Raw genomic sequence first — 14,222 nt, 5'->3', positions numbered from 1 at the left:
GTGGGAGGCCCAACAGCTTGCCTTCTGGTGCTTCGACAGGTGCCATGCCGCGCCTCAAGGTGACGGATCCGGTTGAACACTTGACCCGGATGGTGCCGGACACTAGCTACCCACGCAGATGCACCGACCGGACGGTACAGTTTTGAGTGAACACATGACCCCAGCAGAAACCAGAAGCGCGTCTCGCAGGATACTGTCTGCTGCGCGCGTGATCGCCGCGCGTGCAGGTGCGGGAAAGATAACGATCGACGCGGTTGCAAAGGAGGCGGGCCTCAGCAAGGGGGGCGTGCTTTACAATTACCCGACAAAGAAGGCCCTGCTCTCGGGGCTGCTCGATGCGATGTTGGCCGAACACCGGGAGCTGCTGGAGAGCGTGCCGGAGCGGCACCCCGCGCGAACCCTGCGTGGTCATCTCGAAACGGTTCTGCAATCGCAAGAGGTGGATGATGACCTGTCGATGGCGATCCTCGCGACAGCGGCGTCAGATCCGCAACTGCTCGATCCGCTGCGGGGAGAATTGAGCGACGACATCGGGCGTATCCTGTCCGACACACAAGACCCGCAGGGTGCCATGGTGGTTTTTTGGGCGATTCAGGGGGTGCGCTTCCAGAAACTTCTCAAGCTGCCAGACGGCGGGGCGGATCTCCGTGGTCGCGTCATCGAAAGATTAAGGACCCTGATCGATGAACTCGAATAGAATGAAGCAGAGCTGGAAACGGATCGCATCGGTTACCGTGATCGCGGCTGCGGCGCTGCTGGTTTTGTCGGTGTTTCCGGCGCTCCGGACCGATGTCCGGGCCCAGACAACGACTGACGCGACAAAGCCTGCGGCCGAAACCAGCGAGGGGGCTGAACACGACCGGAAGGTCACAGTAGAAGTGACCCGAGCAACAAGTCGCACCGTCACGCGTGGCCGCACCGTTGCCGGGCGGGTCGCGCCAGCCCGCACCGTAGACATCGCTTTCCAGGTTTCTGGACAGGTCCTGCGCCTCGAGGTGGATCCGGGCGACAAGATCAGCGAAGGCGATCTGATCGCGGAACTCGATCCGGTCGATTTCGAACTTGCGGTGGATCGGGCGCGGGCCGCCTTTGACCTGGCGAAATCCGAGCTCGAGCGCGCGAAAAGCCTTGCCGAACGGGGGGTTGCGGCCGAAGCGCGCTTCGAAACGGCCAGCGCCGAATACGCGCAGGCCGAAGTTGCGCTGCGCGAGGCCGAGCGGCGCCTCTCACAGACGCAGATCATCGCGCCTTTCGATGCAATCGTGGCGCGCACCTTCATCGAGGAATATGTCAACGTCACCTCCGCGGCGCCGGTTGCGCGTCTTCAGGATGTCAGCGAGATGCGGATCATGATCTCTCTGCCGGAAGAATTGGCGGCGGTCGCACGCAGCGCACCCGAGGCCTTCGATCTCGTGGCAAGTTTTCCAGCCGTGCCCGGCTACACGGCTCCGCTCATGCTTCGGTCTTTTGCAACCGATGCCGACCGCACGGCGCAGACCTACGATGTGGAATTTGCCATCCGGGGTGATGTCGACTCGCGTCTTCTGCCGGGGATGACGGCCAGGGTGCGTCTTTCAAATGCGGCGGCCGAAGCCAGTGCACAATCCGCCATGGTCCCCGTGTCGGCGATCGATACCTCTAGCCGAACCGAGCCTTCGGTCTGGATTTACGACGAAGAGTCGGGGCAGGTCACGCGCCGGACCGTGCGTCTGGGCCTTCCCGTCGATAACGAGATCGTGGTTCTGGAAGGTCTCCAAGGCGATGAACTGGTCGTCTCCGGCGGGTGGTGGCGGCTTCGCGACAATCAGACCGTGACGGTTGCGGGGCTCTGATCCCGCCCCCTTGACAGGACACGAACAGATCCATGGCATTCAGCATTTCCGGCGCAAGCATCCAGAGGCCCGTGGCGGTCTGGCTCCTCATCCTTTTTTGCCTTCTTGGCGGGTATTGGGGGCTGAACACCGTGGGCCGCCTTGAAGACCCGAGTTTCACGCTCAAGACCGCGCTAGTCTTCGTGCCGTATCCCGGCGCGACAGCAGTCGAGGTCGAGGAAGAGGTCTCTGACGTCATCGAAAACGCGCTGCAGCAGATGAAGCAGCTTGACCGGGTCGAATCCAAGTCGATGCCGGGCATGGCGCAAATCACCGTGGAGATCGAGGGCACATATGGCCCGGATGAGATTCCGCAGGTCTGGGACGAGATGCGCCTGCGCATCCGCGACGTGGAGGGTGACCTTCCGAAAGGCGCACGCGCGCCCATCGTCAACGATGATTTCGGCGATGTTTACGGCATGTTCTACGCGGTGAAAACCGAAGGTCTGACCCCGCGCGAAGAGCGGGATCTGGCTACGCGATTGCGGCTGGGGCTGGTGACCGTCGACGGTGTCGCCAAGGTCGAGGTTCAGGGCCTCACCGAAGAGGTGATCACGATCTCGATTCCATCCGCGCGCCTGACAGAGCTGGGCCTTCCGCCCAACCAGGTTCTGGGCGTGCTGAACGATGAAAACCTCGTTTTCAACAATGGCGAGATCACCGAGGGCCCCGCCCGCATCGGCCTGTCCGTTCCGCCGGGTTACGTGACCCCCGAGGGGATCGAACAATTACGGCTTGGCGCGGCCGGAGAGGTCGGACAGGTTGCGATCCGTGACATCGCCCGCGTCTCCCGCGACGAGGCGGAACAGCCGAGCCAGGTGATCCGCCACAATGGCACGGCAGCCTTCACCCTCGGGGTTTCGGCGTTGACGAACCGCAACGTGGTCGAAGTTGGTTCGGCGGTCGCGGCCCGGCTTGAGACGTTGAAGGCCGACTTGCCGGACAGCGTCGAGATCACGCCGATCTACGAACAGCACGTCGTCGTTGACGAGGCCGTCTCCAGCTTTCTCCTGAGCCTTGCGATGTCGGTCGCCATCGTTGTCGGGGCGCTGATGATCACAATGGGCTGGCGCGCCGGCCTGGTGGTCGGCGCGACGCTCGGGCTCACTGTGTTCGTCACGCTGTTCTTCATGTCGGTCTTCGGGATCGCGATGGAACGGATCAGCCTTGGTGCCCTGATCATCGCGATGGGGATGCTGGTCGACAACGCCATCGTGATCACCGAAGGAATGGTGATTGGCATGGCGCGCGGAAAGAGCGCGATAAAAGCTGCGGCCGAGACCGAAAGTTCCACGTCCATTCCGCTGCTTGGAGCCACCGTGATCGGGATCATGGCCTTTTCCGGGATCGGACTTTCGCCGGACTCGACCGGCGAGTTTCTGTTCTCGCTCTTCGCGGTGATCACCATCTCGCTGCTGATGAGCTGGATTCTGGCTGTTACGGTCACGCCCTATCTCGGCAAGTTGCTGCTCAAGACCCCAAAAAATACCTCGGACGATCCCTACAAGGGCGCGTTCTACGGGATCTATCGCGGGTTGCTCTGGCTCGTGCTGCGCGCGCGTGTGCTGGTTGTGCTAACAATCGTGGGAATCACGGTCTTGTCGGTGATGGCCTTCGGGCAGGTCAAGCAGGCCTTTTTCCCGGCGTCAAATACCCCGCTTTTCTATGTCGAATTCCAGATGCCGCAGGGAACCGACATCAACGTCACCGACCGTGAAATGAAACGGCTCGAGCAGTTGATCCTGTCTGAAGACAAGGTGACGGACGTGACGACCTTGGTAGGGCGCGGCGCGAGCCGATTCATGTTGACATACAACCCGGAGCAGGCAGATGCCAGCTATGGCCAGCTTATCGTTCGTGTGGCCGACGCCGAGGCGATCCCGGCTATGGCCAATCGATTGAATCGTGATCTGCCGGCCGAATTTCCCAACGCGCTCGTCCGGGTCGAAGAGCTCGTCTTTGGCCCACCCTCAGGTGCCGATGTGGCGGTCCGGTTCTCTGGTCCCGATCCGGTCGTTCTGCGCCAACTCGCCGACGATGCATTACGGATATACGAGGCCGCAGGCACAATTACCAACCCGCGCACCAATTGGCGCCAGCGCGAAATCCTTGTTGAGCCGATCGTCGATGAGTCGCGCATGCGGCTGGCCGGGGCCACGCGCAGCGCGATTGCCGATACCGTCCGCTACGGAACGTCGGGCTTGCGGGTCGGTGAATTGCGCGAAGGCGACGAGGTCATCCCGATCCACCTGCGGCTGCCCGCGACCGAACGGGACGGGGTTGACCGCGTTCGGGATCTGTCGGCCTGGTCCGATGGTGCTGGCACCTACGTTCCCATGGCCAACCTTGTGGAACGGTTCGAGCCGCGCCTCGTCGAGGCGCTGATTCACCGGCGCAACCGCGAACGCACCATTACTGCCCTTGGCGGTGCACGGGCGGATCTCACCGCCGATGAGGCCTTCAAAAGCGTGCGGGCCGAGATCGAGGCACTCCCGCGTCCCGACGGCTACAGCATGGAGTGGGGTGGCCAGTATGAAAGTTCAACCGACGCCCAGACCAGCCTTGGCAAACAGCTTCCCCTAGGCTTCCTTGTCATGCTGACAATCTCCATTCTCATGTTCAACAAGGTGCGCCAACCCCTCATCCTTTGGCTTGTCGTGCCAATGTCCGTGACGGGCATGGTGCTCGGGCTGCTTTTCACCGGCCTGCCTTTCACCTTCACTGCTCTGCTCGGCTTCCTTTCGCTGTCGGGAATGCTGATGAAGAACGCGATCGTTCTGGTCGAAGAGATCGACGTTCAGCGCGCAGAGGGTGTGGCGGATTACAAGGCAGTGATTGACGGTTCGGTCAGTCGTCTACGCCCTGTGGTGCTCGCCGCAGGCACGACGATCTTCGGCATGATACCCCTGCTGCCGGATGCGTTTTTCGCGTCTATGGCGGTGACGATAATGGGTGGCCTCGCGTTTGCCTCGGTGCTGACCCTTGTCGCCGTGCCGGTACTTTACGCACTTCTTTTCCGTATCCGTCCACCAAAAGAAGAAAGCACCGACTCGAAAACCGGAACAGCCTCTGGTTGAAGTGGTTCATGCTTCAAGTAGGTAGTGACCTGCCCCCTGATGGTCCCTCATTCATAACGAGAGTCTGCGGGTCTGGTTTTCATATTCCTCGGTTTCGGTTTGGGCAAGCGCGTCGGGCGCGGAGCCCTCAAATTGCTCAAGCGTCCGGCGCGCTTCTGCGGGCGTTTGATTGCCGAGCGATGAGTGCGGTCTGACATTGTTGTAGTCGTAGCGCCAAAGCGCCAGCTTTCGGCGTGCATCGTCCAGGCTGTCGAACATCTCCTCGTTCAGAAGCTCATCACGCAGGCTGCCATTGAAGCTCTCGATGAAAGCATTCTGCTGCGGTTTACCCGGGTCGATGTAATGCCAGTCCACGCCGTTGTCGTTGGCCCATTTCAGGATCGCCCGGCTGGTGAACTCGGTGCCGTTGTCAGAGACAATGCTGGCAGGCTTGCCGTACAAGCGGACAAGCGCATCAAGTTCCCGCGCCACCCGTGCTCCTGAGATGCTGGTGTCAGCCATAAGACAGAGGTTCTCACGACAGCAATCGTCATTCACTGCCAAGATGCGGAACTTGCGAGACGCGCCAAACGTATCGGACAGGAAGTCCAGCGACCAGCGTTCACCGGGCCGCAGCGCCACTGGCATGGGTGTTCGTGATCCTCGCGCCCGCTTGCGGCCCCGCCTTCGACGTACGCCCAGTTTTTCATCTGTGTAGAGGCGATACAGTTTCTTGTGGTTCATGATCATTCCCTTGCGCTCCAGCATCACGCCGATCCGCCGATAGCCAAACCGTCGCCGCTTGGCTGCGACCGCCTTCATCTCTGCTCTGATCTCAGGATTGTCCGCCGGGCGTTCACGCCGGACCGTCTTCGGATCGACACCGACAAGTCGGCAGGCCCGGCGCTGCGAGATGTCATGATCCCGCAGCGCCCTGAGCGCTGCCTCTCGCCGCTCATTCGGCGTCGTCAGCTCTTTCCCAGCAAGTCCTTCAGCACAACGTTGTCCAGCATCGTGTCGGCCAGCAGCCGCTTGAGCTTGGCATTCTCGTCTTCCAGCGCCCTAAGCTTGGCAGCGTCAGAAACCTCCATGCCGCCATACTTCGATTTGAACTTGTAGAACGTGCCTTGGCTGAGACCGTGCTTGCGGCACACCTCCGCCGTCGGCATCCCGGCTTCCTGTTCTTTGATCATTCCGATGATCTGCGCTTCCGTGAAACGGCTCTTTCGCATTCGTTTGCTCCTTCAAAAGGTTGAGCAAACTCTACATCAGAACGAGGGAAGTTTCGGGGGGCAGGTCAGAACGCCAACATCTTGCGAACGCTGTCGCGCGATATGTTGAAATGGCGCGCCAGATCCCGCTGGCTCATCCCCTCGCTGCGCGCCAGCCTGACCTTCAGATAAAGTTCCACGGTGTAAATCTCCTCGCCCTCCCTGCTGCCGCAAGAAGGGAAAAAGTGGACGACTTTTACGCCGCCCGCACCGCCAATACGACGGCGCTACCGTGGTCTAATTTTGCACCGCCGTTCTCAGTGGCCCTATGCCAGGGGCAAGAAGCTGACGCGCAGTGCGGTTCAGGACCTGATGGGGTCAGACACGTTTAACCGATCCAGTCGCAAAATAGGAGTCTCAGTTTTAAGGCAACTGTACAAGCTTTGCGTTACACAAATTGGATGCCGGTAATATATCTTATGTTAAATATAGCGTGGCAAGCCGGATACTAAGCAATTAATATTGGCTCAAATTGGCAGATTTTGCGGTAGCAGATCAAAATTATGTGGACCACTACATCGTCGTATTGATCATTCTGCAGCAACATCACCCGTTTCAAACGCCCCTTCGGATTGCCAGCGCTGCGCGACTTCACCCAAGGATTCGAGCACTTGGCGCAGATCGTCACCTCGTTCAGTCAGACCATAGGTAACGGCGGGCGGGATCGTTTGGGTCTGATCGCGCCAGATCACCCCGGCCGCCTGCAACATTCGCAACCGTTCGGTCAGAACACGAGTCGAAATTCCCGGCACTGCCCGTTTTAGCACCCCAAAACGTTGTGGCCCGCCGTCACTAAGGACCCAGAGAATATAAGTTGTCCACGGCCCCATCAGCAAGCGCAGAATGGAGTCCATGGGACACGCGGGCGGTGTTGTTTGTTTCATTTTGAGGTTCTCCAAGGGCAGTTACTTTTCAGTGCCTACTTTTCTTTCAAAACTAAGACGCTTTATAATACTAGAGCGAATAGCAAAACCTAGCAAGGGTGAGCCATTCGGAAGAATGCCCAGGCAAATATTACAAAAAAAGGGGACGTCGAAATGAGCGAAAAATCTGTGAAAATTACATACTGGGCGGCAACCGGGTTGGTTGCGTTGGTCTATCTGGGCGGGGCGACATTTTACATCACCGCGCATGACATGGTTGCGGGAATGTATGAGGGCTTGTTGAAGTACCCAACCTACATAATATGGCCGTTGGCCATCCTAAAGATCGTGGCGGCCGTAGTCATCCTTTGGCGCCCGTCGACGTTCCTGTCCGATTTCGCCTATGCGGCGATGTTCTGGCACCTGTTGCTGGCCGCTTCAGCGCATATAGCTGCGGGCGATCCGGGCTGGCCGCCGGCGATCATCGCATGGGCGGCACTGATCATATCGTTCCTGACGCAAAACCGGGTTCGCGAAAAGAAATCGCCCTACGGTGATTTGCTGAATAGCGCGGCGTAACCGGAATCTTAGCAACCATAGGCGGGCTGGATCGTCAGGCTTCGCTCGCAATAAAGACGAAAGGATGCAGTACATGACCCGAATGCCAACGATGTTCATTCCACACGGTGGAGGCCCCTGTTTCTTCATGGACTGGGACCCGCCAGAAACCTGGAACCGGCAGCGCGAGTTCCTTGCCGATGTGTCCGCGTCATTGCCGGAAGCCCCCAAGGCGTTGCTGGTGATTTCAGGCCATTGGGAAGAGCCGCAATTTACGGTGCAGAAAAACCCGGCCCCGTCGCTGTTGTTCGATTATAACGGGTTTCCACCTCACACCTACGAACTGACTTGGCCCGCGCCCGGCGATGTCGCGCTGTCCGACAGGGTGCAGACGCTGGTCGAGGCGGCCGGGTTCCCCTGCCCCGTTGATGAGGCGCGCGGTTACGATCACGGCGTGTTCATCCCGCTCAAGGTGGCCTTTCCGCAGGCAGACATTCCCTGTGTGCAGCTTAGCTTGCGAAGTGATCTTGACCCAACTGCGCATATTGCGGTCGGGCGGGCACTGGCACCGTTGCGAGATGAAGGTGTTCTGATCATCGGTTCGGGCAACACCTATCACAACATGCAAAAAATGATGCATGCGATGCGGGGTGGTGCAACCGATTCCGTGAACGGGCAGGAATTTGACCGCTGGCTAAGCGATGCGGCCACCCGCACCGATCCAGCAGAGCGTGATCAAATGCTGGCTCGGTGGGACGCCGCCCCTGGTGCCCGCGATGCCAACCCGCGCGAAGAACATCTGATTCCGCTGCATGTTGTCGCGGGGGCCGCCCTTGCCGACAAAGGCGTGAAAACGCTGGAGGATCACGTGCTCGGAGCAGTCGAAAGCGCGTTTACCTTTGGCTGAATCCCATCAGACGCTTGAACATCCAAATCCAACCCGAAAAATCGAGGAATACCCAATGACAAACATTCAAAACGGCCCTTTCATCGTGACCGGTGCATCCGGCCAACTTGGCCGACAGGTCATCGACAATCTGATTGCGGCCGGTGCCGGTCCGATCATCGCCGTCTCCCGTTCGCCGGAAAAGCTGGCCGATCTGGCTGACAAGGGAGTTGAGGCCCGCAAGGGTGATTTCAACGACCCCGCATCGTTGAGCGCGGCTTTTGCGGGTGGCAAGCGTTTGCTGATCATTTCGACCGACGATCTGGAACCAGGCAAGCGACTGGCAGCGCATAAAAACGCCGTTGCAGCCGCGACGAAGGAAGGGATCACACATATCGTTTATACGTCATTGACAAACCCGGTTGAGGAAAGCCCGATCACGTTCGCCAAAGATCACAGCGACACCGAAGCGCTAATCAAGGACACCGGTGTCGACTATACCATCCTGCGCAACAACCTTTACACCGATCTGGTGCTGATGGGTGGTGGGCAAAGCATTGGAATGGGGCAACACTTCGCCGCTGCCGCTGAGGGGAAAACCGGCTATGTTACTCGCGCCGATTGCGCCCGCGCCGCTGCAGCGGCCCTGATGCAGGAAACCGGTTCAAGCGTTTTGGACATCACCGGCCCCGCGGCGCTTTCCCAAAGCGACATCGCGGCCTTCCTGTCGGAAATCTCGGGCAAGGATATCCCCTATATCCCGATCTCAACCGACGATCTGGTCCAGGCAATGATCGGCGCTGGCTTGCCAGAGTTCATGGCAAAGGTTTTTGCGTCCTTCGACGAGGCGATGGCCAAGGACTATCTGAGTGTTGCAACGGGTGATCTGGAAAAACTGACCGGACAGGCCGGCCAGTCGGCGCGTGATTTCTTGATTGCCAACAAGGCGGCCCTGCTCACCCCACCGGCGCAATAAGGAAACCATGATGAAGCTTTACAACGCCAATTTCTCGCCCAACGCCCTTCGGGTGCGGGCGGTTGCCCTGGAACTGGGGATCGATCTTGAGATCATCGAGGTCGACATACGCGGCGGCGACAACCGCAGCGTGGAATTCCTGTCGATGAATCCCAATGCCAAGGTGCCGGTGCTGGCAGACGGCGATTTCGTGATATGGGAATCCCGCGCCATCAATTCCTATCTGGCAAGCAAGAAACCCGAGCGCGGTCTTTATCCTGACGACCCAAAGGCCCGGGCAACGGTGGATCAGTGGCTTTACTGGCAGACAATTCACCTTGGTCCGGCAATGCAAAAGTTGTCGTTCGAGCGGTTCCTGAAAGCGAAGTTCGGCATGGGAGAGGCGGATCAAAGCGTCATAGACGCCGAGTTGAAGAACGTAGATCAGTTCCTAGCAGTGCTGGAATTCGGCCTTGCGGGCAAGGATTGGATCGCGGGCGATCTTAGCGTTGCGGATTTCGCGCTGGCCTCGACATTCATGTACCGTGTGCAGTCTGATATCTCGCTTGACGATCTCCCGAACGTCGCGGCCTGGATCGAACGGCTTGAGGCGCGCGCTTCGTGGAAGGAGGCGTTTGCACCTGTTCGGGCCCTATTTGGCGTTTAGAATCCACGGAAATATCTGCGGGGGCGAGGTATTCGCCCCCGCCCCAAAGAAGGCCATATCGTGCAAATAGGCATATACACATTCGCAGAGTCGGGCGCCGATCAAGCTGGCAGCGTCAGCCCTTCCCAAAGGCTGCGCAATCTGGTTGAGGAAATCGTGCTGGCCGATCAGGTCGGGCTGGATTGGTTCGGCGTTGGCGAACATCACCGCCCCGACTATGCAGTTTCAAATCCTGCTGTAGCGCTGGCAGCGGCGGCTACACAAACCAAAAACATCCGCCTTTCCAGCGCCGTCACTGTGCTTAGTTCCGATGATCCGATTCGCGTCTTCCAACAGTTTTCGACGCTGGACAACCTGACCCAGGGGCGCGCCGAGATCATGGTCGGGCGCGGTGCCTTTGTTGAATCCTTTCCGCTGTTTGGTCATGCGCTGGATGACTACGACGGCCTTTTTGCTGAAAAACTCCAGCTTTTGATGATGGTGAACGAAGCCGAACACATAAGTTGGCCTGGCACAAAACATTTGCCTGCGGTCGATCATCAGGGCGTCTATCCACGTCCCTATCAGGACAAGCTGCCGATCTGGCTGGGTATCGGGGGAACCCCACAATCGGCGGTGCGGGCCGGCACACTTGGCCTGCCTCTTGCGCTTGGTATAATTGGCGGGGAACCTGTGCGGTTTGCGCCTTTGTTCGATCTTTACCGCTCTGCCGCCACCAAGGCCGGGCACGACCCGGCCATCTTTGAAACCTCACTGAATGTGCATGGGTTTGTGGCCGAAACCAGTCAAGCCGCCCGCGACATTTACAGTGGCCCGCATAACGAGGTCATGACCCGACTTGGCGCAGAACGCGGATGGCCCCCGGCAACCCGTGAACAGTTTGATACCATGAGCGGCCCCAGCGGCGCGTTGTTCGTGGGCGGCCCCGCAGAACTGACCGACAAGATCCTCGCCCATCATGAAATCTTCGGCTTTACACGGATTACCATTCAGATGGCGATCGGGCGGCTCGATCAAAAATCCCTGATGAACGCGATCGAGATCCTGGGAACCCGCGTTGCACCGGATGTCCGCAAGGCTCTGGGGTCCTAACCATATAAACCACAAAGGCTGGAAATGTTTGAACTGACGCCCCGCATCGGCCCGCGACCAGAGACTACGGGGTCTGCTCCGGCTGAGTGCAGAATGACACCCTAAAGCCGGACGTCACCTGCTTTTCCACCTGTATTCGCCTGTGAGCAGGATATGAGCCCATCCGAGCGGCGAGATATGCGCCAGAAGGTCTGGCGAACATTCGAGACCGGCTCGCTTTCTGGCCGCAACTGCGTGGCCAAGATGCTTGGTGTTCCAATAGATGATGATCGCTGCCAGCAGGTTCAGCCCGGCCATACGGTAGTGCTGTCCTTCAGAGGTTCGGTCTCGGATTTCGCCCTGGCGCCCGATGCGTAGAGCGTTTTTCAACGCGTGGTGGGCCTCACCTTTGTTCAAACCGATCTGAGCCCGTCGCTGCATATCGGCGTCAAGCAGCCAGTTAACTATGAACAGGGTGCGCTCGATGCGACCGATCTCTCGCAGAGCAAGAGCCAACTCGTGCTGACGTGGATATGATGCAAACTTCCTCAACAACTGACTGGGCGGCATGACACCCGCCGCCATGGTAGCGACGGCGCGCAAGATGTCCGGCCAGTTTTCAGTAATCAGCTTTTCTCTGATCTTTCCGCCGACCAGTCGGCGGACTTCCTTCGGCGCAGCTGCGGGATCGAAGAGATAGAGCCGTTTTGACGGCAAATCGCGTATGCGGGGAACAAATCGATAAGACAGGAGCGCTGTCGCGGCAAAGACATGATCCGTGAAGCCGCCGGTGTCGGCATATTGCTCTTTGATTTTTCGCCCCGCCTCATTCATCAGCAACCCGTCCAGAATGTACGGAGCCTCGTTGACTGTTGCCGGGATGTTCTGAGTTGCGAACGGCCCGAACTGGTCGGAGACGTGGGTGTAGGCCTTCAAGCCGGGCTCCTGCCCATATTTCGCGTTGATAAGATTCATCGCCTCGCCATGCCGCGTTGTCGGAAAGAACTGACCGTCGCTTGATGCGCTTATGCCGCCGCCCCAGAACTGCGCCATCGGCAATTTGGCCTGTGCCTCGATCACCGTGGCGAGCGCCTGATTGATGGCATCGCTTTCAACATGCCAACGGGACAGACGCGAAAGTTGGAAATAATCGTGGGAACTGGTCGCCTCAGCCATTTTGCTGAGGCCGAGGTTCAATCCCTCGGCCAGCAGCACGTTCAGAAGCCCGATGCGATCCTTACAGGGCGCGCCGGTACGCAGGTGTGTGAAGGTTTCGGTGAACGCGATATCATCATCGATTTCCTGCAGAAGATCGGTAATCCGAACTGAAGGCAGACGGCCATAGAGATCAAGCACCATGCCGTCAGCATCCGCCGGGGTCTCCGCAGACAAACGATCAACCTTGAGAATACCGTTCTCGATGGAACCGCCTGGGATAGCTCCGCTCCGGGCGGCCTTGGCCAAACGCTCCATGGATTCTGTCAATCTGACCTTGCGATCATCGAGCCAGACCTCAGGTTCGAATGGCATCGTCAGGCGTGGCGACGCCTTTGCCGCTTCTATTGGCACAAGCGCTTGTTTCAGATCGGCGTAACGTCGGGAATGGGAGAGCCAGATATCGCCAGATCGGAAGGCTTCACGCACCTGGAACAGAACGGCGACCTCCCATAGCCGATTGTCTTTTGGGTCTTGGACATTGAGGTGGCGATGCCATTTTGAGGTTCGGCGCAGGAAGCCAACCTGACGGGGCGCATTGGTTTGATCATCGGCGATGACCTTTGTAGCTTGTATCAAAGGGGCCGCCACCGGCGCCGCACCGATATCGAGCGCCCGCAGCATTCTAGGGCCATACCGCCGGAACCGATGGTACCCGTGAACGACATGAGTCAGGGCATCAGCCGCCATCGTGTCAGTCAACTCTGCAGCTGTTGTCACCATGCGTTCGAGGTGAGACCAACCACACGTAACGTCAATGGCCGCTTCAAGAGATGCGCCATCCGCCTTTGCCGCCAGCAAGGCAGCGCCCAAATCCTTGAAGGAGCGCAAGGTCTCGCGCAGTGAAGATCGGGCGTCCGCGATACGTGCATCGGACAGCCTTTTCGCATCCCGCCAGGTCTTGCCAACAATCCGGTCGTGGGTCTCGATTACGGCGTCGGCAATGGCCGCCGTCCATTCCACCGCGCAGACGGCGAGGATTGCCAGACGCCGATCGCTGGTGATGTCTCGCAAACCGTCGGCAAAGTAGCGCTCGCCTTGGCGGCGAAGGCGGGTGACACGGTGTGGTGGAACGTCGACCAAAATGTCCGGTGAGAGGCTTATGCCCTGCAGAAACTCCAACCGATCCAGAAGCCGCGATGCTCCCGCCGAGTTGCTGCCCACCTCGAAACGGCGAAGCCAGATAAACCGGGTGACATTGCCATCTGCAATCTCGGTCAACAGCGCGTCCAGACGCTCTTTCGTTTCAACGCTTATCCTGTTGGCGATCCGGCTTTCAATCCGGCGTTCCGCCGATACCAGCGCATCTGCACAAAGCCGTTCGATAACCGAGACACCGGGCAGGATCGTATGCGTCCGGCGGCACTCTTCAACAAAGCGCCGAGCTAGATCTTCGCTGGAACGGGAGGATTCGGCTTCGCATTCAAGCCACGCTTTGAGACTGCGGGCGCCCTGGCCTGAGAACATCTTGAAGCCGTAAACCTCACGAAGGTTGTGCAAATGCTGCTGGCGGGTTTGGCGGCGTGCGGCATATGGCAGGACATCGCCTGCACTCAACCCCAACTGAGCGGCGATGAAGCGCAGTATCTTTTCTGGAATAACCTCGTCGGATGACAATAGCCGCCCAGGATACCGCAACGCGCAGAGCTGCAATGCAAAGCCGATTTTGTTCTCTGGCCGCCGCCGTTCGTTGATGTGTTCGATATCGTCGTCTGCCAGCGTGTAATGCCGCAACATATCCGCTTCGTCAGTCGGCAGGTCAAAAAGCGCCACACGCTGGCGCTCGGTCAGTATGGTGCGATGCGCCAT

General features: G+C 58.9%; 12 protein-coding genes. 8 read left to right on the top strand and 4 right to left on the bottom strand.

All coding sequences use genetic code 11. From position 1 onward, the window contains the following. The first annotated feature begins 154 nt into the window (after positions 1-154). Genes FTO60_RS16590 through FTO60_RS16580 form a run of 3 tightly spaced genes read left to right on the top strand, consistent with a single transcriptional unit; the run spans position 155 to position 4,948 of the window. Positions 155-697, top strand: coding sequence for a TetR/AcrR family transcriptional regulator (locus tag FTO60_RS16590; protein ID WP_064790333.1), 543 nt, complete (start codon positions 155-157; stop codon positions 695-697). Continuing rightward, complete coding sequence (locus FTO60_RS16585; protein WP_254696970.1) at positions 684-1,832, top strand: efflux RND transporter periplasmic adaptor subunit; 1,149 nt, start codon at positions 684-686, stop codon at positions 1,830-1,832. Before FTO60_RS16590 ends, FTO60_RS16585 begins: the two co-directional genes overlap by 14 nt. Positions 1,833-1,864: 32 nt before the next feature. Continuing rightward, positions 1,865-4,948 carry an efflux RND transporter permease subunit gene (locus FTO60_RS16580; RefSeq protein ID WP_148057201.1) on the top strand — a complete coding sequence of 1,028 codons (3,084 nt, stop codon included), beginning with the start codon at positions 1,865-1,867 and terminating at the stop codon, positions 4,946-4,948. Positions 4,949-4,999: 51 nt separating this feature from the next. Here FTO60_RS16580 and FTO60_RS16575 read toward each other — a convergent pair. The 3 genes from FTO60_RS16575 to FTO60_RS16570 form a co-directional block, all read right to left on the bottom strand. Then, positions 5,000-6,159 (bottom strand): IS3 family transposase gene (locus tag FTO60_RS16575; RefSeq protein ID WP_148057200.1). Its coding sequence is split into 2 segments (ribosomal slippage): positions 5,000-5,910 and positions 5,910-6,159, totalling 1,161 coding nucleotides; the frame shifts between segments, so codons are not numbered across the junction. A gap of 65 nt (positions 6,160-6,224) precedes the next feature. Further along, complete coding sequence (locus FTO60_RS17930; protein WP_254696969.1) at positions 6,225-6,338, bottom strand: helix-turn-helix domain-containing protein; 114 nt, start codon at positions 6,336-6,338, stop codon at positions 6,225-6,227. Between the two features lie 390 nt (positions 6,339-6,728). Then, positions 6,729-7,052: a helix-turn-helix domain-containing protein gene (locus FTO60_RS16570; protein ID WP_148057252.1), complete on the bottom strand. Its 324-nt coding sequence runs from the start codon at positions 7,050-7,052 to the stop codon at positions 6,729-6,731. Positions 7,053-7,235: 183 nt separating this feature from the next. On the opposite strand from FTO60_RS16570, the gene FTO60_RS16565 reads away from it, so the two are divergent. From FTO60_RS16565 to FTO60_RS16545, 5 genes are all read left to right on the top strand, one after another. Then, positions 7,236-7,640 (top strand): DoxX family protein, encoded by a 405-nt coding sequence (locus tag FTO60_RS16565; protein WP_148057199.1) that lies wholly within the window; start codon positions 7,236-7,238, stop codon positions 7,638-7,640. A gap of 73 nt (positions 7,641-7,713) precedes the next feature. Beyond that, positions 7,714-8,526, top strand: a complete 813-nt coding sequence (locus FTO60_RS16560; protein WP_148057198.1) for a class III extradiol ring-cleavage dioxygenase — start codon at positions 7,714-7,716, stop codon at positions 8,524-8,526. A gap of 55 nt (positions 8,527-8,581) precedes the next feature. Continuing rightward, a complete protein-coding gene (locus FTO60_RS16555) occupies positions 8,582-9,481 on the top strand; it encodes an NAD(P)H-binding protein (protein ID WP_148057197.1) in 900 nt (299 codons plus the stop codon). Positions 9,482-9,488: 7 nt separating this feature from the next. After that, entirely contained in the window at positions 9,489-10,127 is a 639-nt protein-coding gene (locus FTO60_RS16550; protein WP_148057196.1) for a glutathione S-transferase family protein, read from the top strand. A 60-nt stretch (positions 10,128-10,187) separates the two neighbouring features. Further along, the gene (locus tag FTO60_RS16545; protein ID WP_138925280.1) at positions 10,188-11,219 is read left to right on the top strand and encodes an Atu2307/SP_0267 family LLM class monooxygenase; all 1,032 of its coding nucleotides are present in this window, start codon (positions 10,188-10,190) and stop codon (positions 11,217-11,219) included. Between the two features lie 114 nt (positions 11,220-11,333). Here the strand turns inward: FTO60_RS16545 and FTO60_RS16540 are convergent, their stop codons facing one another. After that, a complete protein-coding gene (locus tag FTO60_RS16540; RefSeq protein ID WP_148057195.1) occupies positions 11,334-14,222 on the bottom strand; it encodes a Tn3 family transposase in 2,889 nt (962 codons plus the stop codon).

It is taken from the genome of Octadecabacter sp. SW4, from assembly GCF_008065155.1.
Classification (GTDB): Bacteria; Pseudomonadota; Alphaproteobacteria; order Rhodobacterales; family Rhodobacteraceae; genus SW4.
Note: the sequence above shows the minus strand (reverse complement) of the source record. Positions and strands in the feature narration are given on the sequence as shown.

What these genes read in the sequence shown, in the direction of transcription:
- FTO60_RS16590 (WP_064790333.1), top strand. Translation starts at nt 155, where the DNA reads ATGACCCCAGCAGAAACCAGAAGCGCGTCTCGCAGGATACTGTCTGCT.
- FTO60_RS16585 (WP_254696970.1), top strand. Translation starts at nt 684, where the DNA reads ATGAACTCGAATAGAATGAAGCAGAGCTGGAAACGGATCGCATCGGTT.
- FTO60_RS16580 (WP_148057201.1), top strand. Translation starts at nt 1,865, where the DNA reads ATGGCATTCAGCATTTCCGGCGCAAGCATCCAGAGGCCCGTGGCGGTC.
- FTO60_RS16570 (WP_148057252.1), bottom strand. Translation starts at nt 7,052, where the DNA reads ATGGACTCCATTCTGCGCTTGCTGATGGGGCCGTGGACAACTTATATT.
- FTO60_RS16565 (WP_148057199.1), top strand. Translation starts at nt 7,236, where the DNA reads ATGAGCGAAAAATCTGTGAAAATTACATACTGGGCGGCAACCGGGTTG.
- FTO60_RS16560 (WP_148057198.1), top strand. Translation starts at nt 7,714, where the DNA reads ATGACCCGAATGCCAACGATGTTCATTCCACACGGTGGAGGCCCCTGT.
- FTO60_RS16555 (WP_148057197.1), top strand. Translation starts at nt 8,582, where the DNA reads ATGACAAACATTCAAAACGGCCCTTTCATCGTGACCGGTGCATCCGGC.
- FTO60_RS16550 (WP_148057196.1), top strand. Translation starts at nt 9,489, where the DNA reads ATGATGAAGCTTTACAACGCCAATTTCTCGCCCAACGCCCTTCGGGTG.
- FTO60_RS16540 (WP_148057195.1), bottom strand. Translation starts at nt 14,222, where the DNA reads ATGGCGCATCGCACCATACTGACCGAGCGCCAGCGTGTGGCGCTTTTT.